General features: G+C 73.5%; 12 protein-coding genes. 4 read left to right on the top strand and 8 right to left on the bottom strand.

Features of this window, described 5'->3' with window-relative positions:
• Positions 1 to 6: 6 nt before the first annotated feature.
• Together ACI79G_RS10925 and panB are read left to right on the top strand one after the other, a co-directional pair.
• Positions 7 to 1,842: an NAD+ synthase gene (locus ACI79G_RS10925; RefSeq protein WP_456881150.1), complete on the top strand. Its 1,836-nt coding sequence runs from the start codon at positions 7 to 9 to the stop codon at positions 1,840 to 1,842.
• A gap of 73 nt (positions 1,843 to 1,915) precedes the next feature.
• Positions 1,916 to 2,746 carry a 3-methyl-2-oxobutanoate hydroxymethyltransferase gene (gene panB / locus ACI79G_RS10920; protein WP_456881149.1) on the top strand — a complete coding sequence of 277 codons (831 nt, stop codon included), beginning with the start codon at positions 1,916 to 1,918 and terminating at the stop codon, positions 2,744 to 2,746.
• Positions 2,747 to 2,852: 106 nt separating this feature from the next.
• Here the strand turns inward: panB and npdG are convergent, their stop codons facing one another.
• From npdG to ACI79G_RS10905, 3 genes are all read right to left on the bottom strand, one after another.
• Positions 2,853 to 3,548: an NADPH-dependent F420 reductase gene (gene npdG, locus ACI79G_RS10915; RefSeq protein ID WP_456881148.1), complete on the bottom strand. Its 696-nt coding sequence runs from the start codon at positions 3,546 to 3,548 to the stop codon at positions 2,853 to 2,855.
• Positions 3,549 to 3,713: 165 nt separating this feature from the next.
• The gene (locus tag ACI79G_RS10910; RefSeq protein WP_448619962.1) at positions 3,714 to 3,899 is read right to left on the bottom strand and encodes a hypothetical protein; all 186 of its coding nucleotides are present in this window, start codon (positions 3,897 to 3,899) and stop codon (positions 3,714 to 3,716) included.
• Between the two features lie 319 nt (positions 3,900 to 4,218).
• The gene (locus ACI79G_RS10905; RefSeq protein WP_456881147.1) at positions 4,219 to 4,692 is read right to left on the bottom strand and encodes a cupin domain-containing protein; all 474 of its coding nucleotides are present in this window, start codon (positions 4,690 to 4,692) and stop codon (positions 4,219 to 4,221) included.
• 117 nt (positions 4,693 to 4,809) lie between these two features.
• On the opposite strand from ACI79G_RS10905, the gene ACI79G_RS10900 reads away from it, so the two are divergent.
• A complete protein-coding gene (locus ACI79G_RS10900) occupies positions 4,810 to 5,946 on the top strand; it encodes a diguanylate cyclase domain-containing protein (protein WP_456881146.1) in 1,137 nt (378 codons plus the stop codon).
• Positions 5,947 to 6,002: 56 nt separating this feature from the next.
• Positions 6,003 to 7,364 carry a M24 family metallopeptidase gene (locus ACI79G_RS10895; RefSeq protein WP_456881145.1) on the top strand — a complete coding sequence of 454 codons (1,362 nt, stop codon included), beginning with the start codon at positions 6,003 to 6,005 and terminating at the stop codon, positions 7,362 to 7,364.
• Here the strand turns inward: ACI79G_RS10895 and ACI79G_RS10890 are convergent.
• The 5 genes from ACI79G_RS10890 to ACI79G_RS10870 all read right to left on the bottom strand — a co-directional run bounded on the left by ACI79G_RS10890 (position 7,294) and on the right by ACI79G_RS10870 (position 16,922).
• On the bottom strand, positions 7,294 to 8,280 hold the full coding sequence (locus tag ACI79G_RS10890) for an SDR family oxidoreductase (RefSeq protein ID WP_456881144.1): 987 nt from the start codon (positions 8,278 to 8,280) through the stop codon (positions 7,294 to 7,296). The genes ACI79G_RS10895 and ACI79G_RS10890 overlap by 71 nt on opposite strands.
• 290 nt (positions 8,281 to 8,570) lie before the next feature.
• Positions 8,571 to 10,028 carry a lipase/acyltransferase domain-containing protein gene (locus tag ACI79G_RS10885; RefSeq protein ID WP_456881143.1) on the bottom strand — a complete coding sequence of 486 codons (1,458 nt, stop codon included), beginning with the start codon at positions 10,026 to 10,028 and terminating at the stop codon, positions 8,571 to 8,573.
• Between the two features lies 1 nt (position 10,029).
• Positions 10,030 to 12,171: a CHAT domain-containing protein gene (locus tag ACI79G_RS10880; RefSeq protein ID WP_456881142.1), complete on the bottom strand. Its 2,142-nt coding sequence runs from the start codon at positions 12,169 to 12,171 to the stop codon at positions 10,030 to 10,032.
• A 225-nt stretch (positions 12,172 to 12,396) separates the two neighbouring features.
• Positions 12,397 to 15,978, bottom strand: coding sequence for an nSTAND1 domain-containing NTPase (locus ACI79G_RS10875; RefSeq protein ID WP_456881141.1), 3,582 nt, complete (start codon positions 15,976 to 15,978; stop codon positions 12,397 to 12,399).
• Entirely contained in the window at positions 15,975 to 16,922 is a 948-nt protein-coding gene (locus tag ACI79G_RS10870; RefSeq protein ID WP_456881140.1) for an SIR2 family NAD-dependent protein deacylase, read from the bottom strand. Before ACI79G_RS10870 ends, ACI79G_RS10875 begins: the two co-directional genes overlap by 4 nt.
• Positions 16,923 to 17,215: the final 293 nt, after the last annotated feature.

The following is a 17,215-nucleotide window of genomic DNA, read 5'->3' as shown; positions in this document are numbered from 1 at the left end:
GGGCCCGTGAGCGAACCCGTGCAGCTCCGCGTGGCCCTGGCCCAGGTCGACACCCGGGTCGGCGACATCAGCGGCAACGCCGAGCTGGTGACCCGCTGGACGGCGGACGCGGCGCAGGCCGGCGCCCACGTCGTCGTCTTCCCCGAGATGACCCTGACCGGCTACCCGGCCGAGGACCTCGTGCTCCGCGAGTCCTTCGCCCGCGCCAGCGAGACCGCGCTGGTCGACCTCGCCGCCGACCTCGCCGACCGGGGTCTGGGCGACACCGCCGTCGTCGTCGGCTACCTCGCGCACACCGAGGGCAGCGGCCCGGCGCCGGCGGAGTCGATGCCCGGCGAGGACGACCGCCCGGCCGACGCCAACCCGCGCCACGGCGCCCCCCGCAACGCCGCGGCGCTGCTGCACGGCGGCGAGGTCGTCGTCCGCTACTACAAGCGGCACCTGCCCAACTACGGCGTCTTCGACGAGGCCCGGTACTTCGTGCCCGGCACCGAGCTGCCGGTGGTGCGGCTGCACGGCGTGGACCTCGCGCTGACCGTCTGCGAGGACCTGTGGGTCGAGGGCGGGCCGTGCGGCGTCGCCGGGCAGGCCGGGGTCGACCTGGTGCTCTCCCCCAACGCCTCGCCCTACGAGCGGGCCAAGGACGACCTGCGGCTGCCGCTGGTCCGCCGCCGGGCGGCCGAGGCGCGGGCCACCGTCGTCTACTGCAACCAGGTCGGCGGCCAGGACGAGCTGGTCTTCGACGGCGACTCCATGGCCGTCTCCGCGGACGGCGAGCTGCTCGGCCGGGCGCCCCAGTTCGTCGAGCACCTGATGTGCGTGGACCTGCGGATCGACCCGTCGTCCGTGCCGGAGCGGCGCACGGGCCGGATCGGGCCGATGACGGTGACCCGGCACGTGCTGTCGGAGGAGCCGGTGCCGGCGTTCGAGCCGCGGGCGGCGCCGGTCGCCGAGCCGCTGTCGGACCCGGAGGAGGTCTGGCGGGCGCTGGTGCTGGGCCTGCGGGACTTCATCGACAAGAACGGCATGCCCTCGGTCGTGCTCGGCCTCTCCGGCGGCATCGACTCCGCCGTGTGCGCCACCCTCGCCGTCGACGCGCTCGGCGCCGACCGGGTGTACGGCGTCGGCCTGCCCTCGGCGTACTCCAGCGAGCACTCCCTGGCCGACGCCGAGGACCTCGCGCGGCGCACCGGGCTGAACTACTCGGTCGTCCCCATCGCGCCGATGGTCGACGCCTACCACTCCTCCGTCGAGCTCAGCGGCGTGGCGGCGGAGAACCTGCAGGCCCGGGTGCGGGGCACGCTGCTGATGGGGCTGTCCAACCAGCACGGGCACCTGCTGCTGACCACCGGCAACAAGAGCGAGGTCGCCGTCGGCTACTCGACCCTCTACGGCGACTCGGCCGGCGGGTTCGCGCCGATCAAGGACGTGCCCAAGACGCTGGTCTGGGCCCTCGCCCGGTGGCGCAACGAGTACGCGCGGGACCGCGGGGAGACCGAGCCGATCCCGCAGAACTCGATCGACAAGCCGCCGTCGGCCGAGCTCGCGCCCGGCCAGGTCGACACCGACTCGCTGCCCTCCTACGAGGAGCTCGACGCGGTCGTCGCCGACTACGTCGACCGCGACCTCGGGATGGCCGACCTGCTCGAGCGCGGCCACGACCCCGAGGTGGTGGCGCGGGTGCTGCGGCTGGTGGACGCCGCGGAGTTCAAGCGCCGCCAGTCCGCGCCCGGAACGAAGATCAGCCTCAAGGCGTTCGGACGCGACAGGCGGCTGCCCATCACCAACCGGTGGCGGGAGACGCTGCCCACCGTCCGCGAGGGAGCGGCATCACACCCATGAGCGAGCTGGCGAGCTCATGCGGGGACACAGCACCGCCGGGCATGAGGCCGACGAGCGCCGGCGAGGAGGAGTCATGACCGAATCTGTCCTGTACGGCGGGAAGTCCACCGCCCGGGTGCGGGTGCACCACCTGCAGCAGGCCAAGGAGCGCGGCGAGAAGTGGGCGATGCTCACCGCCTACGACACCTTCAGCGCGGCCATCTTCGAGGAGGCCGGCATCCCGGTGCTGCTGGTCGGTGACTCCGCCGGCAACGTCGTCCTCGGGCACCCCTCGACCGTGCCGGTCACCGTCGAGGACATCCTGGTGATGACCAAGGCGGTCACCCGCTCGACGAAGCGGTCGCTCATCGTGGCCGACCTGCCGTTCGGCAGCTACGAGGCGTCACCGCAGCAGGCGTTCGCGACCGCCGTCCGGATGATGAAGGAGGGCGGCGCGCAGGCCGTCAAGCTCGAGGGCGGGGTCCGGGTCGCCCCGCAGACCAGGATGCTGACCGAGAACGGCATCCCCGTCATGGCGCACGTCGGGTTCACACCGCAGAGCGAGCACGCCCTGGGCGGGTACCGGGTGCAGGGCCGGGGCGCCGGGGCCGAGCAGCTGCTGGCTGACGCGCACGCGGCGCAGGAGGCCGGCGCGTTCGCCGTCGTCCTGGAGATGGTGCCGGCGGAGATCGCGGCGCAGGTGACCAAGGAGCTGACCATCCCGACCATCGGCATCGGCGCCGGCGTCGACTGCGACGCCCAGGTGCTGGTCTGGCCGGACATGGCCGGGCTGACCAGCGGGCGGGTGCCGCGCTTCGTCAAGAAGTACGCCGACCTGCGCGGTGAGCTGCTGCGCGCGGCGCGCGAGTACGCCGACGAGGTGCGCGGCGGCGTCTTCCCCGGTCCCGAGCACTCCTTCGACTGATCGTCCTCCGGCTGCGCTCCGCCGACTGCGCAGTTGCGGTCGCCGACACGGTCGGACACGCCGCCGTGGGCGACCGCAACTGCTCACTCGAGCCGGTGACGCCGCTTCAGACGTCGGTGACGCGGATGCCGGCGTGCGCCTTGTACCGGCGGTTGACCGACACCAGGTTGATGGTGAGCGCCTCGACCTGGCGGGCGTTGCGCAGTCGGCCGGCGTAGATGCCGCGCATGCCCGGCAGCCGGCCGGCCAGCGCCTGGACGGTGTCGGTGGCCTCGCGGACGTCGCCCACCACCATCACGTCGCCGTCCAGGGTGGGCCTGGAGAGGTCCTCGAGCAGCCGCGCCGACAGGTGGTGGAACGCGCCCACCACGTGCGAGTCGGGCAGCAGCGCGGCCGCCTGCTGGGCCACCGAGCCCTCGGGGACGTCGAGCACGTAGGCCCCGAGCTCGTCGAAGGCCATGGGGACGACGCAGTCGACGACGACCTTCCCGGCCAGCGGGGTGGCGAGCTCGGCGAGGGTGTCGGCGTGCCCGGCGTACGGGACGGCCACGATGACGAGGTCGGCTGCACCGGCGACGTCGACGTTGGAGCCGCCGGTCACCGAGACCTCGCAGCCCCCGGCCGCGGCGGTGGCCCGCTCGGCGACCTGCGCGGCGACCTCACCGGCCCGCTCGGCGTCCCGCGAGCCGATCAGCACGCGCTGCCCGGCCGCCGCCAGCCGGACGGCGAGCCCCCGGCCCTGCGGACCGGTGCCGCCCAGCACGCCGACGACCAGGTCCTCCACCGAGCGTCCGTCCGACACGTCCCACCTCCTGCGCGCGCCGGACCCCCCGGCGTCCCGGAGGGATCATGCCCGGGCGACGCGCGGCCCCCCTGCAGGGTCCCGCTGCCGGCCCGGTGACGCACGGGAACGGCCGCTGCAGGGCCCCGCCGCGAGCCTGCCAGTGGCGGGGGCAGGGGTCCTTCCTCAGTCGCCTTCCCGCCAGGCACGGTCCTCGGCGGTCAGCCGCTCCTCGCGCTCGGCCACCGACTGCAGCGCGTGCTCGGCCTCCTCGCGGGTGGCGTACGGGCCCAGGCGGTGCCGTTCGGCGCACCCGTCCCGGTCCTCCACGGTGTGGTGCTTGAGGCAGTAGAACCACGGCCCCTGCGCCATGTCGTCCTCCCGGTGCGTGGCCTTCCGACGTCACGCTCGACCGTAGGCGCAGCCGAGCAGGACGGGACAGTGCAGATCCCCACCGGAGCCGGGCACCGGCCCCACCGGCGCTACGCCCGCCGGACCAGTGGGCGACCTGCAGGTCGGTCACGGTGCAGCCGCTGCTGCAGTCGAACGTCGTCGGCGCCTCGCGGAGGCCGCCGTCCGGCCCCGGTCGGGCTGCCGGGACCGCGATCGGTCCCGTCCGGCTCAACGAGGCGGGCCGCGGGAGGGTGTGCGCACCCGGCGTGTCGGATCGCGGAGCGTTCGCCGGTGGGGGTCAGACGTCGACCATCACCTGGTCGTGCCGGGCGTAGAAGGCGGTCATCTCCTCCGGCGAGAGGGTCCGGCCGCTGCGGCGCAGCTCGGCCATCTCGGCGAAGAAGTGCTCCCGGGCGATGCCCGGCGCGAACAGGATGAGGAAGTCGGCCGGCTCGTCCCCGTCGTTGCGGAAGCCGTGCACCCCTCTCTCGTGCACCAGCGCGAAGTCACCGGCCGAGTACGGCCGCCACGCACCGTCGGCGTAGACCGTCAACCGGCCGGAGAGCACGTAGAACGACTCGGAGAACGTCTGGTGGTAGTGCGGCGCGGCGCCGGGGCTGCGCGGCGCGAGCCGGTACTCGACCAGACCGAAGCGGCCCGCGGTGTGCGAGCCCGGCGCGACCATGCGCAGCGCACTGGGACCCCCCGCCTCCACCATCGGGTGTTCGGCGAGGGTGCGGACGACGACCGTGCCGGGCTCGGGGTGGGACACGGCCGTCACCCTGGCACCGGCGTGCGGCGGCGTCGACCCGTCCCGGCCACTGGGACGCATGGTGACGGAAGTGCAACGGGGTTCCAACGGAACTGCCGAGTACGGCATGCTGCCTTCGTGAGCGGGCCGCGACGTAAGGACACCGACACACTGCTGGGGAGGTACGACACCTCCGTCAGCCGGGGGCCGGAACACCGGATCGCGGCACTCATCCTCGCCGCGCTCACCTTCGTCGCCGGCCTCATCGGCACGGTGAACCTCTGCGTCGACGGGACGCTGCACCAGGGCGCCACCCGCACCACCTACACGGTCGCGATGGCCGCGTGCCTGGTGGCCGCCGCCGCTCTGGCGGTCCGCCAGCGGGCCGGCCGGTGGCAGACCCTCGGGCTGGTCGCGCTGACCGAGGTGGTCTACGTGATCGTCGTCCTCAGCGTGTCGCAGCCGGCGCAGGCCACCCCGCTGATGCTGCTGTTCCCCTCCTTCGTCGCGGCCTGGTTCCTCGGCCCCTGGATGCTGGGCGCCACCATGCTGGCGACGGTGGCGGCCTGCACCGTCGCCCTGGGCCGCACGTACGACGGCGCCCTGTCGATCGCCGTGCAGGTGGTCATCAGTGCCGGCGTGCTGAACACCGCCGCCCTCGGCGTCTACGTGCTGCGCCGCCGGGTGCAGCGGCTGCTGGAGGCCACCCAGGCGCTCTCCCACCAGGACCCGCTCACCGGGCTGGCCAACCGCCGCTTCCTCGTCGAGCAGGCCCCGCGCGTGTGGCGGCAGGCCCGCCGCGAGGGGTCGCGGGTGGCCGCGATGGTCCTCGACCTCGACCACTTCAAGCAGCTCAACGACGCCCACGGGCACGCCGCCGGGGACGCGGTGCTGCGCACGGTGGCGTCGTCGCTGGCGGCCACGGTGCGGCCCACCGACGTGCTGGCGCGCACCGGCGGCGAGGAGATGATCGTGCTCGGCCTGGTCAGCGACCCGGCCGAGGCCCACCGGCTGGCCGAGCGGCTGCGCGCGGCGGTGCGGAACAGCCGGACGGACGACGGCCATTCGGTGACCGCCTCGATCGGCATCGCGCTGACCCGGCCGGTGGACGGCGAGGACGCCGCCGACGCCATGTGGCGGCTGGTGGACCGCGCCGACGGGGCCATGTACGAGGCCAAGCAGGCCGGCCGCGACCGGGTGGCCGCGGTGGTGCCGCGGCAGCGCTCCGTGCGGCCGGCCGGCATCGTCCCGTCCGCCGGCCGCGCGGCCGGTTGAGCAGCCACTCCTCCACTCGACCGGTGGGGACGCCGGTTCTCTGCTCCACTCTTCCCATGACGCTCGTCGCGCCGGACCCGACCCGGACGGTACCCCTGCCGCTCCGCGAGCAGGCCGACGTCCGCGACCGGTGGCTGACCCAGCGGCTGCTGGACCTGCTGCCCGGACTCATGGACCGCGCCGGCATCGACCTGTGGCTGGTGGTGGGCCGCGAGTACAACGAGGACCCGGTGCTGGCCACGCTGCTGCCGGCCACCTGGCTCTCGGCCCGCCGACGCACGATCCTCGCGCTGCACCGCAGCGACGACGGCGTCACCGCGGCCGCGGTCTCGCGCTACCCGGTGGGGCAGTTCCTGCCGGCCTGGTCGCCCGAGGACGGCGGCCGCCTCCCGACCGAGGACACCCAGTGGGCCGAGGTGCGCCGCATCGTCGAGCAGGCGGCGCCGCAGCGGATCGGCATCGACGTCTCGGCCGACTTCGCGCTCGCCGACGGCCTGTCCCACACCGAGCACCGGCTGCTCACCGAGGCGCTGGGACCGTGGGCCGACCGGCTGGTCCCGGCCGAGGACCTGGCGGTCGGCTGGCTGGAGACGCGCCTGCCCGAGGAGATCGCCGCGCTCGACCGGCTCAACCACCGGGCGCGCGAGGTGGTCGAGGAGGCCTTCTCCCCCGCAGTCCTCACCGCGGGGCTCTCCACCGCCACCGACCTCGCCTGGTGGATCCGCCAGCGGCTGACCGACCTGGGCGTCGAGCCGTGGTTCCACCCGGTGGTCGACGTGCAGCGCGCGGGGGTGGCGCCGCTGCGCGGGGAGGCGCTGCTGCCCGCCGTCCCCTACGACGTGCCGGTGGAGCCCGGCGACCTGGTGCACTGCGACGTCGGCCTGTCGAGCCTGGGCCTGAAGACCGACAGCCAGCGCAACGGCTACGTGCTGCGCCGGGGCGAGACGGAGGCGCCGGCGGGGCTGCGCCGCGCGCTGGCCGTGGGCAACCGGCTGCAGGACCTCACGACGGCGCAGCTGGTGCCCGGCCGCACCGGCAACGAGGTGCTGGCCGCGGCCCGGCGCGCCGCTGCGGCCGAGGGCATCGACGGCGTCATCTACTCGCACCCGGTCGGCGTGCACGGCCACGGGGCGGGCCCGGCGATCGGCCGCTGGGACGACCAGGACGGCGTCCCGGGCGCCGGTGACCGGGTGCTGCACCCCGACACCGTCTACGCCCTGGAGCTGTGCGTGCGGGTGCCGGTGCCCGAGTGGGGCGGCCAGCCGGTGCGCATGGCGCTGGAGGAGGGCGTGGCCCTGACCGACGACGGCGTGACCTACCTGGGCGACCGGCAGACGGAGCTGCTGCTCATCCCCGGCGCCGGATGGCCCGCAGGAGGAGCTCGCCCGGCCGCGCGACGGCGCCGGCGACCCGGGTGACCGGGCTCGTGGTGAGCACCTGGTCGGCGAAGGCGCCGCGCACCCGCCCGGGGCCCGGGGTCGGGGTGTCGAGGATGTCGGTGCCGTCGTCGGGCCGGTCGGTGGTCTGCAGCTGCCGGCCGGTCACCGACAGCAGCGCGTCGGTGAGCGCGGGGCTGAACCGCTGCCCGGCGATGAAGCCCAGCGCGGCGTCGCCCACCGGGACCTCCCGCCGCGGGTGCACCGACGCGCGGACGACGGCCTCGGCGACCAGCTCGGGCGCGTACACGGGCGGGGGCGGCTTGGGCATCGAGCCGAGCTTGGTGCGGGCGTGCTCGAAGAACGGCGTGGCGATGCCGGCGGGCAGGATCTGGCTCACCTCGACCGGTGACTTCCCCTCGGCCAGCTCCATCCGCAGGCAGTCGTAGAAGGCGCGCAGCGCGAACTTGCTCGCCGAGTACGGCGCGTGCAGCGGGACGGCGCGGTAGCCCTCGACCGAGCCGATGCCGATCAGCACGCCCCCGCCGGCCCGCTCCAGCGCCGGGACGGCGGCCTGCGCGGCGGCCACGTGGCCGAGGTAGTTCACCTCGGTGACCCGGCGGAACTCGTCGAGGTCGATCTGCTGCACCGACCCCCAGATGCCGACGCCGGGCACGGTGACGAAGGTGTCGATCCGGCCGAAGCGGGCCTCGGCCGCGTCGACCAGCGCCCGGACGGCGGCCTGGTCGGTGATGTCGGTGGGGACGGCGACCGCCTCCGCGCCCTCCCGCGTGAGCTCCTCGACCAGCGTGCCGAGGGCCTCCTCCCCGCGGGAGGCGACGACGATCCGGGTGCAGCCCTGCCGCACGAACTCCAGCGCCGTCGCCCGGCCGATGCCACTGGAGGCACCGAGGACGACGACCGCCTGCTCGCTGACGGGACGTCGGGTGTCGGCCATGCCGTCGGGCTACCCGCGAGGCCCGGGTCCGGAACGCCGTGCGACGCGCCGACCCGGCGGGCAGGCGGACGCGCCGCACGGGCTCACCAGGTGCCCTGACGTTGCCGCCGGCGCTCTCCGTCGTCCACCGGCGCAGCAGGGTGCCGAACGCCTCCTCGCCGATCTCCCGGCGGAGCGCCTGGGGCCGCGGCGCCGCGGGCGGGGACCGCGGGCACGAACGGGTTCCCCGTTCCGGGGTCCCCGGCGGCACGGCGGGCAGAGGGGCCTCGGCCGGCGTGCCGCGAGTCGGTTCAGCCGGCTGCGGTGGTCACCGTGCTCAGCTCACCCTCGACGTCCTGGGGGGACGCCACTGCCAGCACGTCGGAGACGGGAGCCGCGTTGACCGCGGTGACCTGCACGACGTACGTGCCAGGAGCCACCTCGCCCAGCTCCACGTCGTTGACGGCGTCCCGGGTGAGTGACACCTGGCGCCGGATGACGGTGCCGCCGCCCTCGAGGCGGAGGGTGACCTCCGCCTCGACCTCGGGTCGGAGGACCTGCGAGGGCAGGCTGCTGATCGGCTCGACGCCGACCCGGACGGGTTCACCGGGCAGGACGACGTCGTCCAGGACCAGGCTGAACCGGGTGTCGACGGCGCGGAGGTCCGAGACCTTGGGGTCGTGGAGGGAACTGAGGAGTCCCCTGAGGTGACCGAGGAGTCCGTCGTTGCCCTGCAGGCGGGAGTGCCGCTCCGGTCCGAAGGTCCGCAGCGGTTCCGTGCCCGACAGTGCCGCGGAGATGAGCGGTACCGTCCCGTCCCCGCCCTCGTCCTGGCCGTCCCGGTCGAAGAGCACGGCCAGGTTGCCGTCCCGCAGCCGGGCCGACTGACGAGTCTGCTGATCACAACCTGCGATGGGGTGGTAGGCGACGGGGTTGCCCTCGAAGCGAGGATCTCCGCGGTTGCTGCGCGCCGCGTCCTCCATCTCGCGCTGGAACCCGTCCAGGTGATCGGTCCAGTCCCGGCGCCAGTGCGGTAGCCCGGCGTCGCCGGGGGCCACCGCCCTCGCCCCTCCTGCGTCGATGCACCGGTAGTAGGGCACGAGTTGGTGGAGCGAGGTCATCGATCGCAGCAACGGCGTCAGGTCGGACCGGAAGGGGCCGAGGCCCTTGTGGTAGCCGTTGACGAGGAAGTCCACGGCGTTCAGCGAGCCGTAGAAGGGGGTGCCGAACGTGACGACTGCCCTCGTCGTCTCCCATCCGCCCAGGGCCTCGACGAAGTAGCGGGAGACGAGGCCGCCCATGCTGTGGGCCACGAGCACGAGTTGGGCGTCGGCGTTGCCGGACCGGTCCCGCCAGGAGCGCAGCCAGGCGTCGGCCTGCTGCTGGAGACGACGTGCGCTGGCGCGGTTGTCCCGGCGCCAGTCGTAGGGGAAGGGGAAGTAGTTCTGCCCTCGGGTGAGCCCCAGCCCCTGGATCAGGGCGGTCTCCACCCCGGAGTAGACGTCGATCTTCCAGAGCCCGGGGATGATGTGGGCGGCGTCGACGAGCGCGGTGGCGTGCACGCCGTCCCCCAGGTCGTCCACCCGCCAGTCGTCGTCCTCGACCGTGAGGGCCTGCAGCGAGCGACCGAGGCTGAGCAGTCCGCGGAGGACGGCCCGGGGCTTCGGGGCCCAGATCTCCTTCGCGCGCGGGCCTTCCCCCTGCACCAGGACGCTCCCGGTGATGCCGGGCAGGAGGACGACGAGGTCGCCGAACGTCGACCGGGACATCTCAACCCCTCGTGACGTCGTTGCTGGAGAGCACCCGCGTCCGCAGGCCGTCGCCGGGGTCGCCGTAGTGCTGATAGGCCGCCCACGCTGTCCGCTGTTCCGGCGTGGCCTGGGGCCTGCTGCGGGAGGAGGTCCACTGGTCCCGCCGGGCCTCGAGGAGGGCTTGTCCGACGTTCTCCCGCGCGGCCTCCCCCTCCCCGAGCAGTCGTTCGTAGAAGCGGACGGCGAACTCCCGGGCGTTCCCGTCGGGCACGCGCCAGGATGCTCCGATGAAGTGACCGACGCCGACCCGCAGGAACTCGTCGGCCAGCACGGGTGCCAGTTCCCCCTCGCGGCCCCGGGCCGGTCGCGTGGTGGCCGCATCGAGGCTGCCGGTGTCCGGCCTGGCGGCCGACCAGCACGCGTTGGCCATCACGAGCCAGGGCGCTCGGGACATCTGGGTCAGCTCCCGTGCGGTGAGCAGGCCGTCGGCGAACAGCCATCCCGACAGCTCCGGCTTCTCGGGGTCGAAGACGCCGTGTCCCGCATAGTGGATCAGGTCGTATCGACCGGTGAGCACCTTCGCCAGCACGTCGAGCCTGGTGGCGGGCCGTGCTTCCTCTGAGGGCGGGGAGTCGGCGCTGCCGATGTAGGCCTCGACCCGGATGCCGTGCCGCTTCAGCACGGCCGCCACCGCGATGGCCTCTTCGCGCGCGCCGTTCAGGCTCAGGTCGCCGCCGCCAGGGTCACCGATGACCAGCGCACGCATCTCCTGAGGCGCCGGGGCGTCGATGTCGGTGCGTGCGTAGGTCGTTCGCATCTGACGGGCCAGGGGTTGTCGAACGGCCAGCGGCTCGAGGTTCTCCCCGGCCTCGGAGGTCGGCATGAGGAACTCCCACGGCACCCGCGCCGTCCGAGGGTCGACCTCGACGATCAGGGGAGCGTCGCCGCTCAGGTAGGCCCAGAGGTCCAGCGGGACCAGGAAGCGGGTCAGGAAGTGCGGCAGTTCCTCGGCGTCCCGCTCCTCCGGGGCGGTCAGGCGTCGGATCAGCTCGGCCAGCAGGTTGCGGTCCAGGCGCATCTCGCGCTCCGGCACCGTCGCCCGGGCGGTCAGTGCCGACAAGCTCACCCCCCCTGCGTCGGTCGGCTGCAGCGCCGTGATCCTGGTCGGCACGGCGCGGTCCGGGGGGGAGCCCTTGACCAGCGGATCGATGTCCTCGGTCGCGCGCAGTCGCACGTCGACGACCTCTGCGGGCTCGGAAGCCAGTTCCGCCAACTTGGCCGCCATCTGGTCCCTGATCTCGCCAGGGAGGTCCGCGCGGACGTCGTCGAGGAGCCGCCCGGTCTCCTCGTCCCCGTGGTGCCGGGTGAGTCGGGTCAGCAGCGACCTCGCCAGGTAGAGGACGACAGCGTCCGGCCCGACCTCACCACCAGGTGCTGTGGCCATCTCGGGGAGGACCCGGACTCGTTCCCGTCCGTGAGCTGCCTCTGCCCGTGCGGCCTCGATGCGGGCAGCCTCGGTCAGGGCGGCGTGCAGCTTCTCCGCCCGGAGTCGGTTCACCTCCACGACCGACACCTGCCGCAGGCGCCGGTCCTCCGGTGGCAGGCCGGCCAGGCCCTCACCGCATCCCACGACGAGCGCCCGGGCGACCTGGTCGATGGAGAGGTTGCCCGCTCCCGATCCGATGGGGACGGTGACCGCGCGCTCGACGCAGGCCAGGCCCGCGAGCTCACGCACCAGCGACGCGTACAGCCGCACGGCGTTGCTCTCGCTGAACGTGCCGACGCGGCCCATGCCCGCCACCGCGGCTCGGACCACGAGTGAGTGGCCGGTTCCCCCAGGGGTGTGCCCGGGGAAGTACGAGACCTCCCCGAGGGCACCGACCAACCAACGACGGCGAGTGTGCTCAGCGATCAGCTGTCGACCACCGGGCACCGAGATGGCCTCGTCGAGGGCCCGCTCCGCGGCAGTGGGCATGACGCCGAGGTAGTGACCCGTGACGTGGATGTCCCCGGGTGTGCGCGCGAGATGACCCCAGACGACGTCGATGAGGAGCGGAGGAGCCACCGGGAGGGGTGCACTGCCCTCGTGCAGGTCCACGGCCGGTGCCGCCGACGACACCGGTGGGCTGGGGAGCAGGTCGCTGACGGTCGTCTCGGTCATCAGCGCTCCATCCGCGGAGGCCGACCGCCCGGGTCCGCGGTCCCTCCGTCGCATCTGCCGTGAGCTGATCATGGACCTGTCACGGTGGCAGCGCGACCGTCACCCGTGTGTCACGTCTCCGTCACCGGGTGGGTCGACACCGTCATGCTCCGCGGATGTCGAGGGCGGCTCGGATCAGTATTCAGTCGCGTCGGCATCGTCCGGTGCGCCTTCCCCCTCGGGGAATCACGGACAGGTCTGCTGGTACGGCTGGTCCCCGGCGAACTGGTTCCACTCGGCTCGGGACAGGTTGCGGTTGACCAGCCCGCAGCCGGTCTCGGCCCAGTCCGCGGGCGGCCGATCCCACCAGCTCAGGTCCCACACCTGCACCGTTCCGTCCCGACTGGCGCTGGCCAGCCAGCCGCCATTGGGACTGAACGCCACGCGCACCACCTCGCCGCGGGTGCCGGCCAGCTCGCTGCGCAGCTTCCCGGTGGCGGGATCCCACAGCCGCACCGCTCCGTCGGTACCGGTGCTGATCAGCCGAGCGCCGTCGGGGCTGAACGCCACGCCCAACACCGGGCCGCGGTTGCCGGTCAGCGGCTCGCCTTGCTGCTTGCCAGTGGCGGGATCCCACAGCCGCACCGTCGCGTCGGTACTGGCGCTGGCCAGCCGGGCGCCGTCGGGGCTGAACGCCACGCCCGACACCGGACCGGTGTGGCCGGTCAGCGGCTCACCGCGCGGCTGGCCGGTGGCGGCATCCCACAACCGCACCGTCCCGTCGGTGCCGCCAGTGGCCAGCATCGCGCCGTCGGAGCTGAACCCCATGGCGGTCACCGCGATGGCGGTCACCGCGCTGGCGTGCCCGATCAGCGGCTCACCACGCGGCCGGCCGGTCACGGCATCCCAGAACCGCACCGTCCCACCGGCGTCGCCGGAGGCCAACAGGGCGCCGTCGGGGCTGAACGCCACCGCGGTCACCGCGCCGGTGGAGCCGGTCAGCGGCGCACCACGCTGTTGGCCGGTGGCGGTCTCCCACGACCGCACCGTTCCGTCGGCGCCGGCGCCGGCCAGCAGCGTGCCGTCGGGGCTGAACGCCACCGCGGTCACCGGGCCGGTGGAGCCCTCCAGCGGCGCGCCGTGCGGCCGGCCGGTGGCGGGATCCCACAACCGCACCGTTCCGTCGGCGCCGGCCACCAGGGCCCCGTCCGGACTGAACGCCATGCTCCGCACCGCACCGCCGGGATCGCCGGTCAGCGGCCGGCGGACGGTGTAGGTGTCGGCGACCTCCCAGATCCGCGCCGACCGGTCGGTGCCGGCACTGGCCAGCCAGGTGCCGTCGGGGCTGAACGCCACCGCGGTCACCGCGCCGTCGTGGCCCCTCAGCGGCTCACCGTGCGGCCGGCCGGTGGGGGCATCCCACAGCCGCACCGTTCCGTCGGCGCCGGCGCTGGCCAACAGCGCGCCGTCGGGGCTGAACGCCACGCTCCGCACCCCGCCGGTGTGGCCTTCCAGTGGCGCGCCGTGCGGCTGGCCGGTGGTGGCATCCCACAGCCGCACCGTCCCGTCCTCGCCGGCGCTGGCCAGCAGCGCGTCATCGAGGTCGAACGCCACCGCGGTCACTGCGCCGGTGTGGCCGGTCAGTGGCGCACCGTGCGGCCGGCCGGTGGCCGCATCCCACAGCCGCACCGTCCGGTCGCTGCCGGCGGTGGCCAGCAGGGCGCCGTCGGGGCTGAACGCCACCGCGTTGACCGCGCCGGTGTGGCCTTCCAGTGGCGCGCCGTGAGGCTGGCCGGTGGCGGCATCCCACAGCCGCACCGTCCCGTCCTCGCCGGCAGTGGCCAGGCCGCCGGTGGTGGCCAGCAGGGTGCCGTCGGGGCTGAACGCCACGGCGTTCACCGCGCCGGTGTGGCCTTCCAGTGGCGCGCCGCGCTGCTGGCCGGTGGCGATCTCCCACAACCGCACCGTCCGGTCGGTACCGGTGCTGGTCAGCAGCGCCCCGTTCGGGCTGAACGCCACGCTCCGCACGGCACCGCGGTGGCCGGTCAACGGCTGGCCGTGCGGTCGGCCGGTGGCGGTGTCCCACAGCCGCACCGTGCCGTCCTGGCCGGCGGTGGCCAGCAGGGCGCCGTCGAGGCTGACCGCCACGGCGTTCACCGCGCCGTCGTGGCCGCCCAGCAGTCCCCTGCTGCTGTGGGTGAGCTCGGCCAGCCCGGAGATCAGTCCGGGCGGGGGGTCCTCTCCCTGGCCGCGCGCCAGGCTCAGGCTCTCCAGGCCGAGCAGGATGGCCAGATCCGGTCGGGTGCTCACCATCCGGTCGGCATGGGCCGCCAGCTCCCGCGCCGAGGCCAGTGCGGAGGCCTTCGAGGCCAGAGCGGACGCCTTGCTCGCGTTCACGGCGTATCTCCAGGCGGCAAGCCCGGCCACGCCGGCAATGACCAGCAGCAGGGCCATGGCCGCCGCGATCAGGCGTGCCAGACGCAGGCGGTGGCGGGCGTTCCGCTCCGCTGCCCGTGCCTGCGCGATCTCCCGTTCCGCGGCCACCTGCTGTTGCTTGGCGACGTATCTGCGACGCCAGTCGAGGACCGCGGCGCCCATGACGTCGTGGAAGATCTCGTAGCGCGGCGGCCCCTCGGCGCCGGTGGTCGGGGGAACCGGACGCAGGATGCGCCGGGGCCCCGACGACAGGGCCTCGAGCAGATCCCGGACGCGGTCGGACGGCGAATCGGCCCAGGCGGCGAGGTCCTCGGCCGTGAGGGCAATCTTGCTCCCGGAGGCCGTGATGAGGTGGTGGAACACGTCGGCGGCCACCTGCGCCTGCTGCGGGGACAGGGCGGCCATCACGGCGTCCAGGTGGGACTGGACGATGGTCTGCGCACCGCCGAGTTCGGTCAGCGTGTCCCGTCGCAGCACCGTCGAGCCCCGAGCTCGTTCCTCGTCCCACAGCCGGGTGAGCACGAGCTGCAGGTAGGGCGCCTCGATGTCGCTGCGGTCCGCGGGTCCGAGCCGATCGGGGAGGTTTGCTTCTTCACCCATCTGCAGGCGGCCGGCGCGCACCTGCTCGAGCAGGGCCTCGACGAGCTCCGGCTCGACGGACACCCGCGTGTCCGGTGCGGTGAGTTCGTTGTAGCGGTCCAGGGGGCCCTCGATGGCCGCTCGGGCGGACTCGAGGTCGAGGTGGGCGAGCCGGAAGTAGTTCTCGAACAGGTGAGGCACGTGGCCCTCGAACCGGTCGAGAGCGGCGACGGCGTCCTCGCGGATCGACAGCAGGACGTGCACGTTGAGGTCCCCTGCGGCGAGGACCTCGCCGAGCTCGCCGGGCAGTTCCTCGTCGTCGGGGTGGTAGAGGAAGTACTCCTCGAACTGGTCGAGGATCAGGTACGCCACGGGGATGCTGGCCCGCTCCGGGAGGCCACGTAACCAGGTCACCAGTGGTTCGGCGGGTGCCGGCCCGTCCACGCTCGCGCCTGTCGCCCGCAGCGCCCGACAGAGCTCTGCCGCCACCGTCTCGCGCGGCTGCCCGCTCCAGTCGCGTACGTAGGCCACGGCCGCGCGGCGCAACCCGAGGTCGTCGTCCTCCTCACCGATCAGGTGCAGTCGCGGCACGACCCCCGCACGCAGGACCGACGTCTTGCCGACCCCGCTCGGCGCGTACAGCAGCGTCAACCGGGCCGCCACCAGGTTGGCCGCGATGAGCTCGATCTCGTTCTCGCGCCCGAAGAAGAACGCTGCATCGCGCTCGTGGAAGGGCACCAGCCCGACGTACGGGCAGGCCGGGACGGCGTCCTCGGCGGCCGACTGCCGAGGAGGCCGCGTCGCGCTGGTCACGCCGCCTCCGTCCCCTCGGCCTCGAGCAGCTTCTCGACCTCGACCTCGAGCGCACTGACGAAGTCCTGACAGGAGACGGGGAGGATGTCGACACCACGCTCGTCCCACGCGCGCTCGTCGATGGGATCGGGGTCAGCCTGGACGGCCCAGGAGTGATACGTCATGCCCTGCTGTTCCGCCCACAGCCGGTACAGCATCACCCGGAGGTTCCAGTCCCGCAGGCTGTAGCCGAGGAAGAGGAAATGGCTGGCCCTCAGCTTCATGCCGAGATTGACGGGGAAGAGCCCGCCGACGTCCGCGCGCGTGAGGTAGTCGATGTAGTGGTCCTCGGTGATGACGTAGCTGTCCAGGTGGCTGCGGCGGTCCACCGCGCCGTGGATCTTGGCGATGACGGAGGACCGGTCGAGCCGGAGTTCGTTGTACTTGTTGGGCCGGTCGATGACCGTGACCTTGCCGTCGGCACGGAAATGACGAAAGCGGCCCCGGTCCTTTCCCTCGGCGATGTACGTGACCAGCTCGTACGGCTCCCCCTCGTCGGCGAAGGCCCGCTCGAGAGCGTCGTCGTAGTTGGTCGTGACGAAGAGCATGCCGCCGCGGCCGGCCGTGCGCGTGTGCCGGGACATCCGGGCGAGGAACCGGTGCAGACGGGTGGGGGGGTAGTCGGCGTCGAAGACGTCGTGGAGCTCGTCGTAGAGCGGCCCCTGACCGGCCAGAGCGGCGACGTACTGGGCCACCTGGGCGAGGTCCCGCGTCTTGATCATCGGGTAGTCCCTCGCCAGCACCGCGGCCAGCTCCGACCCGCTGGGCAGGTAGCGACCCGGCTTGAAGACGGCATCCGGAGGCCGCTCGCAGAGGTTCACCCCCGCCCCCAGCACCGGGACGACCTTGCCCTTCAGCAGTCGCTTGGCGATGAGCCCGTACACGTCAACCGGGTCGCCGGTCATCTCGCGTCTCCCCCTTGTGGTCACCCGGTCGCATTTCCGCTCGGACCGGGCGACCCCTCACCCTCCGGCTCCGACAACGGAGCAGGAGTTCGGCCGCGTAATGTTGGTCTGTTCGGGCGTTCGACCGCCCGGAGTCACGCCGCCAATCCACACGAGTCGTGATCGACTCCGGGATGAGCGCGCAATCCACGTGGACACCTCCGTCCGAGCGCAAATCATCCGATCTCATGCGGGCTAGAGAGTCACGCAGGTCGCCTCAGATGCAATGGCGGATGCAGCGTCCTCCCGGGGCG

The organism is Geodermatophilus sp. SYSU D00779 (assembly GCF_054050595.1).
The sequence above is the reverse complement of the archived record's forward strand: the minus strand, read 5'-3'. Positions and strand labels throughout refer to the sequence as shown.